14 protein-coding genes, 3 pseudogenes and 1 riboswitch are annotated in these 16,797 nt (G+C 41.4%); of the genes and pseudogenes, 11 read left to right on the forward strand and 6 right to left on the reverse strand.

Annotated features, from left to right (window positions below; genetic code table 11):
- Positions 1-69 precede the first annotated feature (69 nt).
- Positions 70-2,346, forward strand: a pseudogene (locus GKR74_RS11435) (TonB-dependent receptor domain-containing protein).
- 144 nt (positions 2,347-2,490) lie between these two features.
- Positions 2,491-3,519 (forward strand): annotated as a pseudogene (aes, locus tag GKR74_RS11440) (acetyl esterase).
- Here the strand turns inward: aes and xseA are convergent.
- A complete protein-coding gene (gene xseA, locus GKR74_RS11445) occupies positions 3,448-4,815 on the reverse strand; it encodes an exodeoxyribonuclease VII large subunit (protein WP_154603663.1) in 1,368 nt (455 codons plus the stop codon). The pseudogene aes and the gene xseA overlap by 72 nt on opposite strands.
- A gap of 170 nt (positions 4,816-4,985) precedes the next feature.
- Between xseA and guaB the strand changes: the two genes are divergently transcribed.
- From guaB to GKR74_RS11470, 4 genes and pseudogenes are all read left to right on the forward strand, one after another.
- Positions 4,986-6,452, forward strand: a complete 1,467-nt coding sequence (guaB, locus tag GKR74_RS11455; RefSeq protein ID WP_036953269.1) for an IMP dehydrogenase — start codon at positions 4,986-4,988, stop codon at positions 6,450-6,452.
- 137 nt (positions 6,453-6,589) lie between these two features.
- A pseudogene (guaA, locus tag GKR74_RS11460) lies at positions 6,590-8,185 on the forward strand (glutamine-hydrolyzing GMP synthase).
- 81 nt (positions 8,186-8,266) lie between these two features.
- On the forward strand, positions 8,267-8,575 hold the full coding sequence (locus GKR74_RS11465; protein ID WP_154603665.1) for a hypothetical protein: 309 nt from the start codon (positions 8,267-8,269) through the stop codon (positions 8,573-8,575).
- Positions 8,576-8,922: 347 nt separating this feature from the next.
- A complete protein-coding gene (locus GKR74_RS11470) occupies positions 8,923-9,471 on the forward strand; it encodes a hypothetical protein (RefSeq protein WP_154603666.1) in 549 nt (182 codons plus the stop codon).
- Between the two features lie 136 nt (positions 9,472-9,607).
- On the opposite strand, the gene GKR74_RS11475 is transcribed toward GKR74_RS11470, so the two are convergent.
- From GKR74_RS11475 to GKR74_RS11485, 3 genes are all read right to left on the reverse strand, one after another.
- Positions 9,608-9,775: a hypothetical protein gene (locus tag GKR74_RS11475; RefSeq protein ID WP_154603667.1), complete on the reverse strand. Its 168-nt coding sequence runs from the start codon at positions 9,773-9,775 to the stop codon at positions 9,608-9,610.
- Complete coding sequence (locus GKR74_RS11480) at positions 9,769-10,104, reverse strand: helix-turn-helix transcriptional regulator (RefSeq protein ID WP_154603668.1); 336 nt, start codon at positions 10,102-10,104, stop codon at positions 9,769-9,771. Before GKR74_RS11480 ends, GKR74_RS11475 begins: the two co-directional genes overlap by 7 nt.
- Positions 10,105-10,256: 152 nt before the next feature.
- Complete coding sequence (locus GKR74_RS11485; protein WP_154603669.1) at positions 10,257-10,589, reverse strand: hypothetical protein; 333 nt, start codon at positions 10,587-10,589, stop codon at positions 10,257-10,259.
- 617 nt (positions 10,590-11,206) lie between these two features.
- Here GKR74_RS11485 and alr point away from each other — a divergent pair.
- The 5 genes from alr to rlmA all read left to right on the forward strand — a co-directional run bounded on the left by alr (position 11,207) and on the right by rlmA (position 15,281).
- Positions 11,207-12,430 (forward strand): alanine racemase, encoded by a 1,224-nt coding sequence (gene alr, locus GKR74_RS11490; RefSeq protein WP_336431350.1) that lies wholly within the window; start codon positions 11,207-11,209, stop codon positions 12,428-12,430.
- Positions 12,431-12,643: 213 nt separating this feature from the next.
- Positions 12,644-13,381: a phosphatase gene (locus GKR74_RS11495; RefSeq protein ID WP_154604396.1), complete on the forward strand. Its 738-nt coding sequence runs from the start codon at positions 12,644-12,646 to the stop codon at positions 13,379-13,381.
- Positions 13,382-13,865: 484 nt separating this feature from the next.
- On the forward strand, positions 13,866-14,063 hold the full coding sequence (locus GKR74_RS11500; protein WP_006658806.1) for a hypothetical protein: 198 nt from the start codon (positions 13,866-13,868) through the stop codon (positions 14,061-14,063).
- Between the two features lie 72 nt (positions 14,064-14,135).
- On the forward strand, positions 14,136-14,348 hold the full coding sequence (locus GKR74_RS11505) for an acid-shock protein (RefSeq protein ID WP_154603671.1): 213 nt from the start codon (positions 14,136-14,138) through the stop codon (positions 14,346-14,348).
- 111 nt (positions 14,349-14,459) lie between these two features.
- Positions 14,460-15,281, forward strand: coding sequence for a 23S rRNA (guanine(745)-N(1))-methyltransferase (gene rlmA / locus GKR74_RS11510; RefSeq protein WP_154603672.1), 822 nt, complete (start codon positions 14,460-14,462; stop codon positions 15,279-15,281).
- Positions 15,282-15,336: 55 nt separating this feature from the next.
- Here rlmA and mntP read toward each other — a convergent pair whose 3' ends face one another.
- Both mntP and GKR74_RS11520 read right to left on the reverse strand, forming a co-directional pair.
- On the reverse strand, positions 15,337-15,918 hold the full coding sequence (gene mntP, locus GKR74_RS11515; protein WP_154604397.1) for a manganese efflux pump MntP: 582 nt from the start codon (positions 15,916-15,918) through the stop codon (positions 15,337-15,339).
- Between the two features lie 6 nt (positions 15,919-15,924).
- Positions 15,925-16,108, reverse strand: a riboswitch (yybP-ykoY riboswitch).
- A gap of 153 nt (positions 16,109-16,261) precedes the next feature.
- Positions 16,262-16,720, reverse strand: coding sequence for a DUF986 family protein (locus GKR74_RS11520; protein ID WP_154603673.1), 459 nt, complete (start codon positions 16,718-16,720; stop codon positions 16,262-16,264).
- Between the last annotated feature and the right edge of the window lie 77 nt (positions 16,721-16,797).

Consider the following 16,797-nt stretch of genomic DNA (forward strand, 5'->3'; position numbering starts at 1 on the left):
GAAAACATATTTATTCTGCGTTTGCAATGTGAGCGGCTGTTTTATCAGTACGTTTACAGGAATGGTTTAATGAATAATAAAATAATAATCATGGTAGCTGGGACTATTTCCGCAAGCTTCCACGGCTTCGCTTTGTCTGAAAATACACAGCAGACAAATAAGCAGAAAGATGATGTGGTTAATTTTAGCCAATTAAAAGTGTCGGGCGCACAAAAACAAACGCCGTTGGTCAAAGCCTTGGAAAAACCGGGGGCCTATAGCGCAGTCGGTACCGAAAATAAATTACAATCCATGGATAAAATTATCCGTTCGATGCCCGGAACCTATACCCAAATGGACGCGAGCCAAGGCACCATCAACGTGAATATTCGCGGGCTGAGTGGCTTTGGGCGCGTAAACATGATGGTGGATGGTGTCACACAGAGCTATTACGGAATATCGCCGAGTAAATTCACCCATGGCATGCAGCCGAGTAATGACTTTGGTTCACTTATTGACCCTAACTTTATTGTGGAAGTTGAGGTAGAAAAGGGGCAATTGAATGGTAGTAACAGTGTTAACGCCTTAGCGGGAAGCGCCAACTTTCGGACCTTATCTATTGATGATGTGATTTTCAAAGATAATTTGTGGGGAGTACGTAGCAAAGGGAGCTGGGGAGATAATGGACTCGGCTATAACGGCATGGTTTCGGTTGCGGGAAAAACGTTATTAAATGAGGGTGACGGTTATTTTGGCGGCTTAATTGCTGTGAGTGGGCACAATATCCCAGGCAGTTATAAAAATGGTGATGGATTTGATACGGATGAATTTGCAACCGACCCGACATTCAAACAAAAACCGCAATCTCAATTAACTAAATTAAAATATAAACCGAATGATAGTCATGAAGTCGAATTCAGCGGCCGATTTTTACAAAACAAATTAACTAGCCGTAAGATTAACAGCGAAGATTATTACCTTAAATATAAATACACGCCAATCAATGAATTGATTGATGTGGAAGTGCTGGCGAGCCATGGATTTAATACTCAAAAATTCCAAGGAGAGCCAATTGGCGGTGCATTAAAAGACGCAGAATCAGAAAACAAATCTGACAGTATTAATATTTCCAATACCAGCCGTTTTTCTTATGGCGACACTGATTTTAAGTGGCAGGTTGGTTCGAAATTAATGAAGACTAAATACCAAAAAATCACAAAACCGGTAGAAGATCCAAACACAATTACTTACAACCCATTCTCGCCGAGTGGTACACAAGATATTACGAGCTTGTATACGCAATTTGAGGCGCAGTACGATATTTATACTGCTACATTCGACCTCAATTATTTAAATTATCGCGTTCAAGGATATAAACCCGCTTGTGATGAAACCGAGAAATGCTTCCCTCAAGAAGCGAGTACGTTAAATCTGCGAGAAAGTGGTATTAACCCCGGAGTGTTAGTTTCTGCACAAATTATTCCTGAATTTCAGCCATTTGTGAGTTATGCGCATTCAATGCGTGTGCCGAACTCTCAAGAAGCCTTTTTCTCTCAAAATGGCGGTCAGAGTATGAACCCATTCCTAAAAGGGGAAAAAGCACAAACTTGGCAAATTGGTTTTAATAGCTTTAAGCCAGATTTAGTGGTGGAAGGAGACCAGTTTAATCTGAAAGCGCTGTGGTTCCACACTCATATCAAGGACTACATTACCAGTAAATCCTTCATGCTATGTCGTGCAACTTCTCAAGAAGAATTTGATTGGTGCTTAATTAACGACGATGTGTGGGATAAAGAAAATCCAGATATTTTCCAACGTGCAGATATGTATGTGAACGATCCTCGGGATGTTAATTTGCGCGGCTACGAGTTGCAAGCTAACTACGATGCTGGGGTATTTTACTCCATGGTTTCTTACACCAAAGAGTCTGGCAAACAACCGGTATCAATCAACAGTACATCGGTATTTAGTGCAGGGGACTTTACCCAATTACCTGAATATTATGTGACTTTAGATTCGGGTGTTCGCCTGTTTGATGAAAAACTGACCGTAGGCTCGACAGTGACATGGACGGGGCCATCTAAACGTATTAGCCCAATTCCTGACGGTGACATGAACGGGGATGCGATGACGGAGAAGTATGAAAAACAGCCAACTATCGTTGACCTGTACGCAGACTATGAAATCAATAAACACTTCAAGTTAATGATGGCGATTAATAACCTCACTAATGAAAACTACACCGACGTGTTAAACCGTGCAAACTCTGGCGCAGTGATGGAAGAACGTGGCAGAAATAATGAAACGGGAAGAGGGCGCAGTTATATGATTGGCGGTCAAGTGCGCTTCTGACCAATAGATAGTTAACGGAAAGCGTTTAGTATTTTTAGCCTTACTCACTAAGGAAGATTGATAGGCTTATTATCTAAACGCTTTCAATATTGGCTACGCCACTCTCAGTTTGTCCCTTTGGATTCATTACAATCAATGAATAAGAATGTGGAGATTGCAATGAAAACAACCAATAAAATCAATGTGCTTGATTTAATTTCGCCAGAGATGCAAAAAGTAATTCAATACTATGAGCAACAGACATCGGTGGAGCCAACCGACGGAAGTTATGCAGCTCAGCGCCTTGCTTATAATGAAGATCGTCGTTATTGGAATGCCAATGCACCGGAGCTTTTTCGTGTTGAAGACATGACGGTTAAAACTGCTAAATGTGACGTTGTCACGAGAGTGTATCATCCTATTGAACATACGCCTGCTACACTGTTTTATTTGCATGGTGGCGGGTTTATCCTCGGTAACCTCGATACCCATGACCGAATTATGCGTTTATTAGCATTGTATTCAGGCTGTACTGTGATAGGTGTTGATTATTCGCTTTCCCCTGAAGCTCGTTATCCTCAAGCGATTGAGGAAGCGGTAGCGGTATGCCAGTTTTATTCTCAACACGCTGAAAAATATTCGTTGAATATGCACCGCATTGGGTTTGCGGGGGACTCTGCTGGAGCGATGTTATCCCTTGCTACCGTATTATGGTTACGGGATAAACAAATCTACTGTGGTGATGTTTGTGCAGTTTTACTGTGGTATGGATTGTATGGTTTACAAGATTCCAGCAGTCGCCGTTTGTATGGCGGTGAATGGGATGGGTTAAGACGAGAAGATCTCCAAGAGTATGACAATGCTTACTTAGGCGAACAAGGAAGCCGTGAAGAGCCTTACTATTGCTTGTTTAATAATGACCTTACGCGAGACATTCCACCTTGTTTTATTGCGAGTGCGGAATATGATCCGTTACTTGATGATAGCGTGACATTATTTCAAACGTTTCAATCGCATAAAATACCTTGTGAATACCGAATGTATCCGGGGACACTGCATGCCTTTTTACATTACTCCCGCATCATGCCAACGGCGGATAACGCCATTCGAGATGGTGCGGAATATTTGAAAAAACAGCTATTTGGTTGATCTTTTCGCTCGAACCTTCTGAATATTGGTCACTTGGCTTTCAACCCAACCATCATTTAAGCGAGTTTTGAGCTGTTGGCCTAATTTCACTTGGCTGGTTTTTTTCAATACAGCGCCTTCAGCGGTTTCGCTGATACTGAAACCTCGGGCGAGGGTAGCAAGCGGGCTAACAGCCTCCATTTTGGAACAGGCAACAGCAAAACGCTGGCGGTAGTTATTCACTAACTGAGTCAGCATATTTTGTAAATGATACTGCGTTTGCTGCAATTGGCGCTGTTGGCGTTGTAATTGAGGGCGCAGGTCATTTTGCATCAAGCGGCGTTGGTTTTTATCGAATTTAAAGGTGGCCGATTGTAGCTGGCGGCTGATGGCATTGGTCAGTTTTTGGCGTAAGGCTGAAAGCTGATTTTGTTGCCGAGCAAGGCGTAATTGCGGGTGTTGCTGTTGTAAACGGTGCTGAAGACGTGCGAAACGTTGCTGCTGTGCCGCCAAATAATAATCCATCGCCATCTCTAGGTGCTGTTGCCCTGATTTCAATTGGCGCAGCATTTCGGTTTGATTGCGACTGACAAGCTCCGCGGCTGCGGATGGCGTAGGTGCACGTACATCGGCAACATAATCGGCGATGGTCACATCCGTTTCATGCCCAACGGCGCTAATGATCGGTAATCGGCTAGCAAAAATGGCACGTGCCACGATCTCTTCATTGAATGCCCATAAATCTTCCAGTGAACCGCCACCACGCCCCACAATGAGAACGTCGCATTCATTACGTAGGTTTGCGAGTTCGATGGCTCTGGCGATTTGCGCAGGCGCTAAATCCCCTTGAACAGCTGTCGGGTAGATAACCACGGGTAGGGATGGGTCACGGCGATGTAGGATATTTAAAATATCATGCAGGGCAGCACCGGTTGCAGAGGTAATAATCCCCACGCGTTTTGCTGGAGATGGCAAGGCTTGCTTGTGAATAACATCAAATAACCCTTGGGCATTAAGGGTTTGTTTGAGTAGCTCGAAGCGCTGTTGCAGTAGACCTTCACCAGCGGGTTGCATGCTTTCGATGATTAGCTGATAGTCTCCACGCGGCTCATACAGTGTGACAGTGGCACGGACTAACACCTGCTGCCCATTTTGTGGACGGAAGGTGACGCGAGTATTTTGCCCACGGAACATCGCCGCGCGAACTTGGGCACGATCATCTTTGAGTGTCAGGTACCAATGTCCCGAACTTGGCTGCGAAAAATTGGAAATTTCGGCCGTTAACCAAATTCGTCCCATTTGGGTATCAAGAAGTTCTCTTACCGTTTGGTTGAGCTTGCTGACTGAGTAAATTGCGCTATTTTGTTGAGTCGACATGTGAGCTAGATCAAATTTTAAAACAATGACTTAATTGACTGATACTAACGTAGCCGACGGACTTATCAAGTTTTTTTTGAAAAAAGTGCTGGAAGCAACCGATTACGGTGTGTATAATGCCGCGGCAATATTTTATACCTTTCATAACGCTGCCTGGTGGGATATTGCCTATGTTACGCATTAAAAAAGAAGCACTAACTTTCGACGATGTTTTACTCGTCCCTGCACACTCAACTGTACTGCCAAACACGGCAGATCTGTCCACTCAACTGACCGCAAAAATCCGCCTGAACATTCCTATGCTCTCCGCAGCGATGGATACTGTCACCGAATCTGATCTGGCTATCGCACTAGCTCAAGAAGGTGGTATTGGATTTATCCATAAAAACATGTCCATTGAGCGTCAAGCTGAAGAAGTCCGTCGTGTGAAAAAACATGAAAGCGGCGTGGTGACTGATCCTGTCACTGTTACCCCAGAAACCACAATTCGTGAAGTGCAAGAAATGGCTGAACGCAATGGTTTCGCAGGTTATCCTGTTGTCTCTAAAGATAATTCTTTAGTGGGTATCATTACAGGTCGTGACGTCCGTTTCGTAACGGATTTAGACCAACCAGTGACTGCGGTGATGACGCCAAAAGAGCGTTTAGTGACCGTGAAAGAAGGCGAAGCACGCGAAGTCGTTTTACAAAAAATGCATGAGCAACGTGTTGAGAAAGCTTTAGTTATCGATGATAACTTCCATCTGTTAGGTATGATCACCGTTAAAGATTTCCAAAAAGCAGAACGTAAACCAAACGCATGTAAAGACGAGCAAGGCCGTCTGCGTGTAGGTGCGGCTGTTGGTGCTGGCGCAGGTAACGAAGAACGTGTTGATGCATTGGTTGCAGCAGGCGTTGACGTTCTGCTTATTGACTCATCACACGGTCATTCTGAAGGGGTTTTACAGCGTATTCGTGAAACTCGCCAAAAATACCCTGATTTACAAATCATTGGTGGTAACGTTGCAACAGCAGAAGGCGCAAAAGCGTTAGCAGACGCTGGTGTTAGCGCAGTGAAAGTGGGTATCGGCCCAGGTTCAATTTGTACGACTCGTATTGTTACTGGCGTGGGTGTACCTCAAATCACGGCAATCGCTGAAGCAGCGGGCGCATTAGAAGGCACTGGCATTCCTGTTATTGCAGATGGTGGTATCCGTTTCTCTGGTGATATTTCTAAAGCTATCGCGGCTGGCGCTGCGTGTGTGATGGTCGGTTCCATGTTTGCAGGTACCGAAGAATCTCCTGGTGAAACTATCCTGTTCCAAGGCCGTACCTATAAAGCGTACCGTGGAATGGGTTCTCTGGGCGCAATGTCTAAAGGTTCTTCAGACCGTTATTTCCAATCTGATAACGCAGCAGACAAACTGGTTCCAGAAGGTATCGAAGGTCGCGTGGCTTACAAAGGTCGCTTAAAAGAGATCATTCACCAACAAATGGGTGGTTTACGCTCATGTATGGGTCTGACAGGCTGCGGTACTATTGATATGCTGAGAACGAAAGCTGAATTTGTGCGTATCAGTGGTGCGGGTATTCAAGAAAGTCACGTTCATGATGTGACTATCACTAAAGAGTCTCCTAACTATCGTTTAGGACAGTAATTATTGTTTAGGATAATAACGGCCATTTCGAAGCGCTATTATCCTTTAAAACAGTAATCGAAAAGTTTCAGGGTGGCGCACATACTGATGGCGTCACCACCTTTTATTTTGACTTGAATTGCTGGAATTCTCCTCAAATGACTACAAATATCCATAAGCATCGCATTCTTATTCTTGATTTCGGCTCTCAGTATACTCAGCTGATTGCACGTCGTATCCGTGAAATTGGCGTCTACTGTGAACTGTGGGCGTGGGATGTGACCGAAGAGCAAATCAGAGAGTTTAATCCTAACGGGATTATCTTGTCTGGTGGTCCAGAAAGTACAACAGAAGCTGATAGCCCACGTGCACCAGAGTATGTATTTAATGCGGGCGTGCCTGTTTTAGGTATCTGCTACGGCATGCAAACTATGTCCATGCAATTAGGTGGCGCGGTTGAAGTGTCTGGCGAACGTGAGTTTGGTTATGCGAACGTTGAAATTCTGGAAGATTGCGACCTGTTCCGCGACATCCAAGATGCGCTGAACGAAGATGGCAAGCCAGTTTTAGATGTGTGGATGAGCCATGGCGACAAAGTAACTGCTATTCCATCTAGCTTCAAAACGATTGCAAGCACGCCAAGCTGCCCATATGCCATCATGGCTGATGTTGAGAAACGTTTCTATGGTGTTCAGTTCCACCCAGAAGTGACCCACACTCATCAAGGTTTAAATATTTTAAAACGTTTCGTATTGGATCTGTGCCAATGTGAAGCGTTGTGGACATCAGCTGCGATTATCGAAGATACCGTTGCTCGCCTGAAAGAACAAATCGGTGATGACCATGTTCTGTTAGCTCTGTCTGGCGGTGTGGATTCTTCTGTCACTGCGCTGTTATTAAACCGTGCGATTGGTAAACGCCTGACTTGCGTATTCGTTGATAACGGCTTACTGCGTTTAAATGAAGCTGATCAAGTCATGGAAATGTTCCAAGGTAAATTTGACCTGAACATCATCCACGCAAAAGCAGAAGACCGCTTTATGAACGCACTGGCAGGTATTTCAGATCCAGAAGCGAAGCGTAAGAAAATCGGTCACGTATTTATCGAAGTGTTCGATGAAGAATCTTCTAAGCTGCCAAATATCAAATGGTTAGCGCAAGGAACAATTTACCCAGATATTATCGAATCTGCGGCATCAGCAACAGGTAAAGCGCACGTTATTAAATCTCACCATAACGTGGGTGGCTTACCGGAAGATATGAAACTGGGTCTGGTTGAACCTTTGAAAGAGCTGTTCAAAGACGAAGTGCGTAAGATTGGTCTGGAGTTAGGCCTGCCATACGATATGCTGTACCGCCACCCATTCCCGGGTCCAGGTTTAGGTGTTCGTGTTCTGGGTGAAGTGAAGAAAGAGTATTGTGACTTGCTGCGTCGCGCAGATGCTATCTTTATCGAAGAGCTGCACAAAGCGGATCTGTACAATAAAGTTAGCCAAGCATTCACCGTATTCTTACCAGTGCGCTCTGTTGGCGTAATGGGCGATGGCCGTAAGTATGACTGGGTTGTTTCTCTGCGTGCAGTTGAAACCATCGACTTTATGACTGCTCATTGGGCTCACTTGCCATATGACTTCTTAGGCCGTGTGTCTAACCGCATTATCAATGAAGTGAATGGCATTTCCCGCGTAGTTTATGACATCAGCGGCAAGCCACCAGCGACCATTGAGTGGGAATGATTTAGCGATAATCGATAGCGATTTTTAGAAATCATTAATGTTAAAGGCATCAGTTACTTACTGGTGCCTTTTTGTTTTTAGTGTTGGAATGAGAATGATATGAAAGAATACCAAGATACTGAAACGGGGCAGATCTATGAGCTTGAGGATGATTTTACCCCTTTCATGGCAGAAAACAGAAATCTTCCTAAAACCCTCTCGATAATAGTTAAACCGAAGCCCGATGAATATCATGTCTGGTATCAATGTAATTGGATCAAACAACAGGATGCCCCAGTTGGTTATACACCGCCAATATCGAGTATTCCCTCATATAACCCTGCATGGATAGCTCATATGCAGCCATATAGCGCGATTTATCGGACTACTGATTCTGGCTTGAACTTTACGCTAGGCAAATCAACTTAAATTCTTATGAGGGAAGTAAACTTGCGGAGGTGGTAACTTCACTACCTCTTGGGAATTCCAGTGGAATTCCAGCTCTTGTTAGTTATGATGGAGCCATAGCGATTCCCCAGTCTAGTGACTTTCCTAGCCGAGTTGATGGGCTAATCAAGTTGAATGAGATACTTTGTAGCCTTCTTTTGGGGGGAGTACATGTTGAGGTTCTTCGTGCCGAAGAACTGGTTATCGGAGCGTTGCTGAATAAGATCAGTCTCTTTGCATACACTCCATCTATTCACACAAGCCTTAGATTGAACTGGGCAGCTCCGATAGATCGCTTGAGGCCTTTGATGGACCCAAGAGTTCTTACCGTGGATGAAATGCGCAAAGCATTTGAACAGGGACAATGTGTCATTAAATCGGTCAATTCCTTTTCTCCAATTTTTCTATTGAATGGCTACACTGCAATGGTGTATCGGAATAATAGCGATGCGCTAAACAATCTTTGGATAACTGTGGAGCAACTCACGGAGCATATATGGAAAGAGCTATATCGGAAGGAAAGGAACAGATTTTCTAGCTCAGTTGAAAAAGCCCACTTGAGAGGGGAGAGACAGAAAAAACAAAGCCCCATTTCTACAAAGCATGAACTTCTGTACCTGTCAGATATTTTTAGTAACGATTGTTACACGGTGCTTGATCGTGCACGGCGAAAAAGAAATGCCCTTGTACATACAGGCGCAGTACCTGATTCTGGTCTTGTAGAGCAGTTATGGAATGTAATTCCTGAACTAATTGAAGTGGCTTCTGGTTCAGAGGCTTTGGGGTTGAGGCAACTCAGCGGCGGAGCAGTGGAGAACTGGAATATCCCAGTAAGAACTGATTTTTGTGAGTGGATAAATCTTTCGAAGACTCTTTAACAGGTCTCAAATCTTTCTCATATAAAAGCAAGGATCAGATACGGAATGATGGGAACGATAAAGTATGAAGGGCTAAATTGAGCCAGTGGCTTAGTTGTGTCTGTTCGTTTTTGGTGAGTGCATTATACGCAATAAGTTAAAGCTTTTTATTTAGATTTTTTAGATTAACGCCATTCTTCATTTCAGCATTCTTTTCATCAATTTTTCTATTGCGGAAATCATTAAGCGGGCGTTTAGATGCACGATCGATAGCACTATTAAGAACGCCACCGCCATCAGGAAAAGGGATCCACGAAATTACCATTCTAATTCTTCCTCTTTAGTATCAGTATGGTCAGCACGTTGGCCAGATGCGCGTTGTCGCTTTTTACCTTGTAATTTCATCAGTTGAATAGGGGATATTGGTTGCGGAGGTAAAAATAGGTCTAATTGCTCAGTTAGGTTTAGCGCCATCATAATGGCAATAAACATTTCTAGCTGAGTATGACCTTTTTCAGCGGCCATGATCGTTTTGCGTGAAACACCCACAAATTGGGCCAACTCTGTTTGGGTTAAATTTTGATTAAGTCTTGCTTGTTTTAGCCGTTCGCCGATTTGCTCTGCATAGGCCAATGGTGATTTTTTTCTATTCATAGAGTCCTCTAATATGGACTTAATATGCAAAAATGCATAATAATGTACCAAATATAGGACTTTATATTCTAATAGTCAAATCACCATGAATTAAGTCCAAAATTAAGGACGTTATAATGATTTATCACACTTAAAGTTCATAATATTGGACTTTAAGTGTGATAAATTTTCTTCCTCGGAACAATAGCCCCTAACGAATAGCATAGACCCGTTAGCCCTGCGAGGCTCAATGGCAAAATCATAACGCTATCATTCTTGAGTGGGTTATCTAAGTTAAACATAATCACGATTAAGAATAAATTACTCGCGAAGGTGGCGGCGGTGTAGATAATTGCCACCTTTTGAGGTAAACGAATTAACGAAAAATCCTCGGCAAACTTATCAAAATGCTCCCAAATAAGGAGAATCACTAAATAACCAAGAATAAGCGTAAAGTAAAATATACTGAGTGCTTGTGTGGTTTGTGGGTGAAAAAACTCAATCATATTTTATCGAGATATAGATAAAAATAAGGCTGAGGATAGCCGATAGAATATAAATATTGGTGGTCGTTAAAATCAATGATGGAACGATAAGTGATATCACACCATTGAGTGCTAACGCTGAGCCAACGCCTCCCGTAAGAGGATTCATTATCTTTTGAATTATCCAATTCATAGTTTCCCTTATTTATTAGTTAAAATAACGTGCGTTAAAAACGAGATAACGGAACAGCCAACAAAGCTGATGATTAAAACACAAGCACATAAACACAAACGCACCCAGAATAATATTATCCAAAAAGAAAAACATACCTCGAACAAGGTAATTTAAAGCAGAAAAAGTGATTATGAGAGCAGCCTCGTAAAAAACATTATTAGGATAGTTTAGAGGTACTTGTATTCCGGTAAGTCATCCTTCAGGAAAAGATGGGTAGTGCAGGGATTACTATAAATTCACTAAAAATGATTTTTTATTCAAATTCTGGCAATTATTGCTTGTTCAATTAATTCAGATTGTTATTATCAATAGCCTATATACATACAAGGTATATGTTCACTCCCCGTAATCATAATAATAAAGGTGAGGGGAAACTCACTGATCCATGGCTAAGGATAACAACGTGGCATTTCGTCTGAAATATCTTGCTCTTCTTCCTCTGCTGGTGGCGACTGCATGTCAGCAACCTGCGAAAACTAACATCATAGAAGCCCAATCAGCACAAATTCAACCTGTGCTTGTTAACAATGCGTGGATAGAAATTTCTCACAGTGCGTTGGATTATAACATCAAGAAAGTGCAAGCATTATTGGGTGATAAAGCGGGCATGTGCGCTGTTTTAAAAGGGGATGCATATGGGCATGACCTGACGTTAGTCACCCCAGTAATGATTGAAAATAATGTCCAGTGTATAGGGCTCACCAGTAATACAGAATTGAAGCAAGTTCGTGATTTAGGCTTTAAAGGTCGTTTAATGCGTGTGCGTAACGCCACGGAAAAAGAAATGGCTCAAGCAACTGAATTCAATGTAGAAGAGTTGATTGGTAACTTGGAGATGGCGCAGCGCTTAAATGCTGTAGCGGCGAAGCAGGGCAAAGTTATTCCGATTCATCTTGCATTGAACTCGGCGGGAATGTCACGAAATGGCTTGGAAGTCAGTAACGCGGAAGGATTACAGCAAGCTAAGTTGATCTCACAGCTACCTAATTTAAAAATCGTCGGGATTATGTCTCATTATCCTGAAGAAGATGAGGCGCAAATCCGAAAAGATTTGGCCAAATTTAAAAAAGAGTCTCAACAAGTTCTGAATGTGACAGGATTAAAACGTGAAGATGTTACTCTGCACGTTGCGAATACTTATGCAACATTAACAGTGCCAGAATCGTGGTTGGATATGGTGCGTGTTGGTGGTATTTTTTATGGTGATACGGTTGCCACTAAAGATTACAAGCGCGTGATGACGTTTAAATCGAATATTGCGGCGGTCAATCATTACCCGAAAGGGAACACTGTCGGTTATGACAGAACGTATACGTTGAAGCGTGATTCTGTATTAGCCAACATCCCTGTCGGTTATGCGGATGGCTACCGCCGTGTATTCAGTAATGCAGGGCATGTTTTAATTAATGGGCAGCGCGCCCCCGTTCTTGGGAAAACATCCATGAACACGGTAATGGTCGATGTCACTGATATTAAAAATGTACAGCCAGGGGATGAGGTTGTTTTCTTTGGTAAGCAAGGGAAAGGGGAAATAACCGCTGAAGAAGTTGAAGATATTAGCGGTGCGCTGTTTACTGAAATGTCCATATTATGGGGCGCAACCAATAAGCGTATTTTAGTGAACTAAACCATATCATTTTAATAGAAGCCCGCTTCAAATGAAGCGGGTTTTTTTATTGGTGTAATGGGAATCAGATAAACTGCAATCTACAATAGAGATCCGATAAGTGCGGTTTAACAGAATTGTTATCGAATCCTTGATGGCGATATGTTAGCTTGGGATAACCTTTTCAATCTGAATAATGTCAGAAGGCAAATAGAAGAATTAGAAGGATATTTTATGTATCAAGTTGATTTACATGCGCACACCATCGCCAGCACCCATGCATTTAGTACTGTTAATGAATACTTTGCGGAAGCTGCCACTCGAGGAATGAAACTATTTGCCATTACCGATCATGGCCCTGAAATGCAAGATGCGCCACATGAATGGCATTTTGGCAATATGCCGATATTGCCGCGCATTGTTAATGGCGTTGGTTTGTTATATGGAATCGAAGCAAACATTAAGAATAAGCAGGGTGAGACGGACTGCAATGAAAAGATAGCTCGTCACCTAGATATTATTTTAGCCGGATTTCATGAGCCAGTTTTAGAACCGCAAAGTTTAGAAGACAATACGGAAGCGATGATCGCCACTATTCGTAGCGGAAAGGTGCAAGTTATTACTCATCCTGGTAATCCCAAATATCCTATTGATATTAAAGCCGTTGCCCAAGCAGCTAAAGAGTGCAACGTAGCACTAGAGATGAATAACTCCTCTTTCTTGCATTCAAGAGCAGGTAGTAAGAAAAACTGCATAGAAATAGCAAAAGCGGTGAAAGAGGCAGGTGGTTGGGTTGCGTTAGGTTCAGATTCACATCATGTCAGTTATTTAGGGCGTTTTGATGAAGTGGTTGAGATGTTGAAATCCATTGATTTTCCAGAGTCCCGAATTTTGAATACCACACCACGCCGTGTTTTAGATTTTTTAGAGGCTCATGGACGTAAACCTATTCCTGAGTTTGCTCATTTTTAATTTTCAAATCGAATATCGTAACGTCAAAAGCCATTCAAATTTGAATGGCTTTTTTACTTGAAGTAAGCAGAAAAATTTCTCTTTAGATAAAAATAAAAGTTAGTGCATCTTAAAAAAAAGAAACTTTATTAAATTGGCAAGATAAAAAGTGAATTTTTAAAAGAAAAATGAAGAAAAAATAGATATCAAATAAATTGGAATGAAGATGATCTTTAAAATCAAAAAGTTAACATCAAAGTTATTTTTAATTTATCTAATTGATATTTATAAATAAATTAATTTTACGGTAAGTCAAAAAAAGATTAAAAATTAACCTTTTAAAGTAAATAAAATATCAACAAAATTAAAATATTTATTCATTAAAATAACCTATAAAAAATTTAAGAATCTTTAATATTCTCCTATTGCGAAATGATCTGCAGATATGATTTATTAGTGTGGCAAGAACATCCTTGCTTAATAAATTAATTTTAAGGTACTTAGTATGAAAAAGTTATTAGCAATCGCAACCGTATTGTCATTAGCTGTTTCTGGTGCTGCATTAGCAAATACAACAACCAAAACTGAGCCAGTAGCGCCAATTGCTGCCGCTCATCACTCAGCGAAAGCTCATCACGCAAAAGTGAAAACTGAGAAAAAAGTGAGTGCAACTAAAGATAAAAGTGCCGAAAAAGCCATTTAAATTTTTAGCTACACCAAAATATAAGTTTTATACCAATGACTCGTTAGTTTGAATTTAAATAAGGCGTCCAAAATGAAAAAATTATTAGCAATCGCGACTGTTCTGTCATTAGCTGTTTCTGGTGCTGCATTAGCAAATACCACTGCGAAAACTGAACATGCAAACCATGGTGTGAAAACGCACGAAGTTGCTAAAGCAGAGCATGGTAAAAAAGAAGTTAAAAAGAGTGAAGTGAAACAGTCAGGTGAAGTCAAAGCACCTGAAGCGGCTAAAGCAGGTAAATAAGTTCGCTATACTCCTCTAGATTACGTCACGGTGCCATGGGGTATAATTCCATGGCGCTGCTTGACAGCTTATATGGTATACTGCGCATTATTTTTAAATCAGTGTAACCATATGAATTATCAATGCCCTCTGTGTTTTAAACCCCTCAATTTAATTAACAATAGCTATCGTTGTGAAGCAAATCACCAGTTTGATTGCGCCAAAGAGGGTTATGTTAATTTGCTCCCTGTACAGCATAAGCGTTCTAAAGATCCAGGTGATAGCCTAGAAATGATGACCTCCCGTCGTCAGTTTTTAGATGCAGGGCATTATCAGCCAATGCGTGATAAGGTTGCTGAAAAACTCGCTCAATACCTGCCTGAAAACAGCGAAAATATACTCGATATCGGATGTGGAGAAGGGTATTACACTGACCATTTTGCTCAGTCATTAGAGGCTGCATCTAAATCTGTTAGTGTATATGGATTGGATGTGTCGAAAGTGGCGATCCGTTTTGCTGCTAAGCGCTATAAATCCGTCAATTTCTGTGTTGCTTCAAGCCATCGTTTACCATTTGCGGATTCGAATTTGAGTGGAATTATTCGTATTTATGCCCCCTGTAAAGCGCAAGAATTAAGCCGAGTATTAACACCTGCGGGGATTTTAATTACAGTAACGCCGGCAGCAGAACATCTGCAAGAATTAAAAGCTCTGATATATGATGAAGTAAAATTACACCCAGCAAAAGACGAAGATCTTCCTGACTTTAAGTTGATTGATGAAACTCGCTTAAATTATGCGATGGATCTCGCAGGAGAAGAGGCGTTCGCATTGTTAGAGATGACGCCGTTCGCATGGCGAGCTTCTGAAGAGGTGAAACAGCAATTAAAGCAGGCTGAAGTGAAGGGTTATACCGCTGATTTTCTGATCCGAGTTTATCAATATCAAGTATAAAACTAGTATCATATCTTAACTATTCCCCCTGAATGGGTCAGGGGGAACGGGAAGATTATGGTGCGTACATAAATAATTCGAGATGCTCAAAGAGGATATTAAACCCAATCGCAATAAGCACCAGCCCGCCTAAAATCTCTGCTTTTTTTCCTAATAATGGGCCTACGTAACGGCCAATCATCATGCCAAATGTCGCCATTATCATTGTGGTTAAGCCAATAGTCATGGCCGTATGGACGATATCCACTTGTAGGAAAGCCAGGCCTAAACCAATTGCCATAGCGTCAAGGCTGGTGGCAATGGCAGATAACACTAAATTTCCTGCACTGTGACTTGATGGTTTAGCGCAACAATCTTCATCTTTGGTTGTCAGACTTTGCCAGATCATACGACCACCAAGAATGAACAGTAGGGCAAACGCAATCCAGTGATCCCAACGGATAACATACTGGCTGGCTAAAATACCAATACCCCAGCCAATGATCGGCGTGATAGCTTCGATAAAACCAAAGATAAAACCAGTGCGGAGAATTTCACGAAAACGGGGTTTATGGAGCACTGCACCTTTACAAATAGCGACAGCGAAAGCATCCATAGAGAGTGCGAGGGCGAGGATGAGAGTTGCGTAAAAGCTCATAACAATAATCTCGGTTGGGTGTTTCCATATACACATAAATTACCCCCAACCAAAAGGCGTATTTATGTGTCTATGGTCTTGCCAACCAATAAATGGCATCCGCACCACGTTTAAAAACAAACGAGTATGTTGACACGGATTTTCTGGAAAGAATACATTCCAGAACAGGCTACTCCCCAATGACGTGGGACGAAAGATAACATAGATTTTAATAAAGGCAAAATATTAATTATTAATAAATATATCATTTTAAATGAGAATAATTTTCATTTTCGATATTAACAAAGTTAAGGTTAATTAAACATTTAATTAACCTTAATATTTATACCAATATATAAAGTAGTTATTTATGATTAATGAAGAAATCATAAATCTTTTGTAAATCATCAAGATGGTTAACTTGAACATGGATTTTCTTTTGCTCTAATCCAATCATTAAAATACCATCTTCAGATAAATTCATTGTCTTAATTCGCTCATATAAAATAAAAGTATTGGCGAAATAAAAACCGGTTTGTTTAAAAAATACTTTTGGCCGACGAATGAAAGCTAAATAAATAGCCATAAAAATAGTAATCATTAATAAATAAGTGGTTAATAAATTACCATGTCGAACAATATTTGTATAAATGACAATACAAGAGAGCACAATAAAAATGATGGCATCAACTCGATGTTTACGTTTTAAGTTAACTTTTAGTAGAGTTTTGCCTTTCAGAATTCCTTGAATAAATTCATCATAGATTGCGTATACAAGCATGATCAAAATGATAATGGCTAAAACGGCATCATTTAAGGTCATTTGAGTACCCATGACTAAGTGGACGAGCTACCAAGCTTAAAAGTAAAAAAGGGAGGCTGCAACCTCCCTTTTTTGAT

The organism is Providencia sp. wls1914, assembly GCF_009706645.1.
GTDB classification, from domain to species: domain Bacteria; phylum Pseudomonadota; class Gammaproteobacteria; order Enterobacterales; family Enterobacteriaceae; genus Providencia; species Providencia zhijiangensis.

Coding starts and splice junctions, on each gene's coding strand:
- GKR74_RS11475 (WP_154603667.1), bottom strand. CDS start 9,775: ATGGTAATTTCGTGGATCCCTTTTCCTGATGGCGGTGGCGTTCTTAAT.
- GKR74_RS11495 (WP_154604396.1), top strand. CDS start 12,644: ATGTATCAAGTTGATTTACATGCGCACACCATCGCCAGCACCCATGCA.
- GKR74_RS11520 (WP_154603673.1), bottom strand. CDS start 16,720: ATGACCTTAAATGATGCCGTTTTAGCCATTATCATTTTGATCATGCTT.
- xseA (WP_154603663.1), bottom strand. CDS start 4,815: ATGTCGACTCAACAAAATAGCGCAATTTACTCAGTCAGCAAGCTCAAC.
- guaB (WP_036953269.1), top strand. CDS start 4,986: ATGTTACGCATTAAAAAAGAAGCACTAACTTTCGACGATGTTTTACTC.
- GKR74_RS11500 (WP_006658806.1), top strand. CDS start 13,866: ATGAAAAAGTTATTAGCAATCGCAACCGTATTGTCATTAGCTGTTTCT.
- GKR74_RS11485 (WP_154603669.1), bottom strand. CDS start 10,589: ATGATTGAGTTTTTTCACCCACAAACCACACAAGCACTCAGTATATTT.
- rlmA (WP_154603672.1), top strand. CDS start 14,460: ATGAATTATCAATGCCCTCTGTGTTTTAAACCCCTCAATTTAATTAAC.
- GKR74_RS11465 (WP_154603665.1), top strand. CDS start 8,267: ATGAAAGAATACCAAGATACTGAAACGGGGCAGATCTATGAGCTTGAG.
- GKR74_RS11480 (WP_154603668.1), bottom strand. CDS start 10,104: ATGAATAGAAAAAAATCACCATTGGCCTATGCAGAGCAAATCGGCGAA.
- mntP (WP_154604397.1), bottom strand. CDS start 15,918: ATGAGCTTTTACGCAACTCTCATCCTCGCCCTCGCACTCTCTATGGAT.
- GKR74_RS11505 (WP_154603671.1), top strand. CDS start 14,136: ATGAAAAAATTATTAGCAATCGCGACTGTTCTGTCATTAGCTGTTTCT.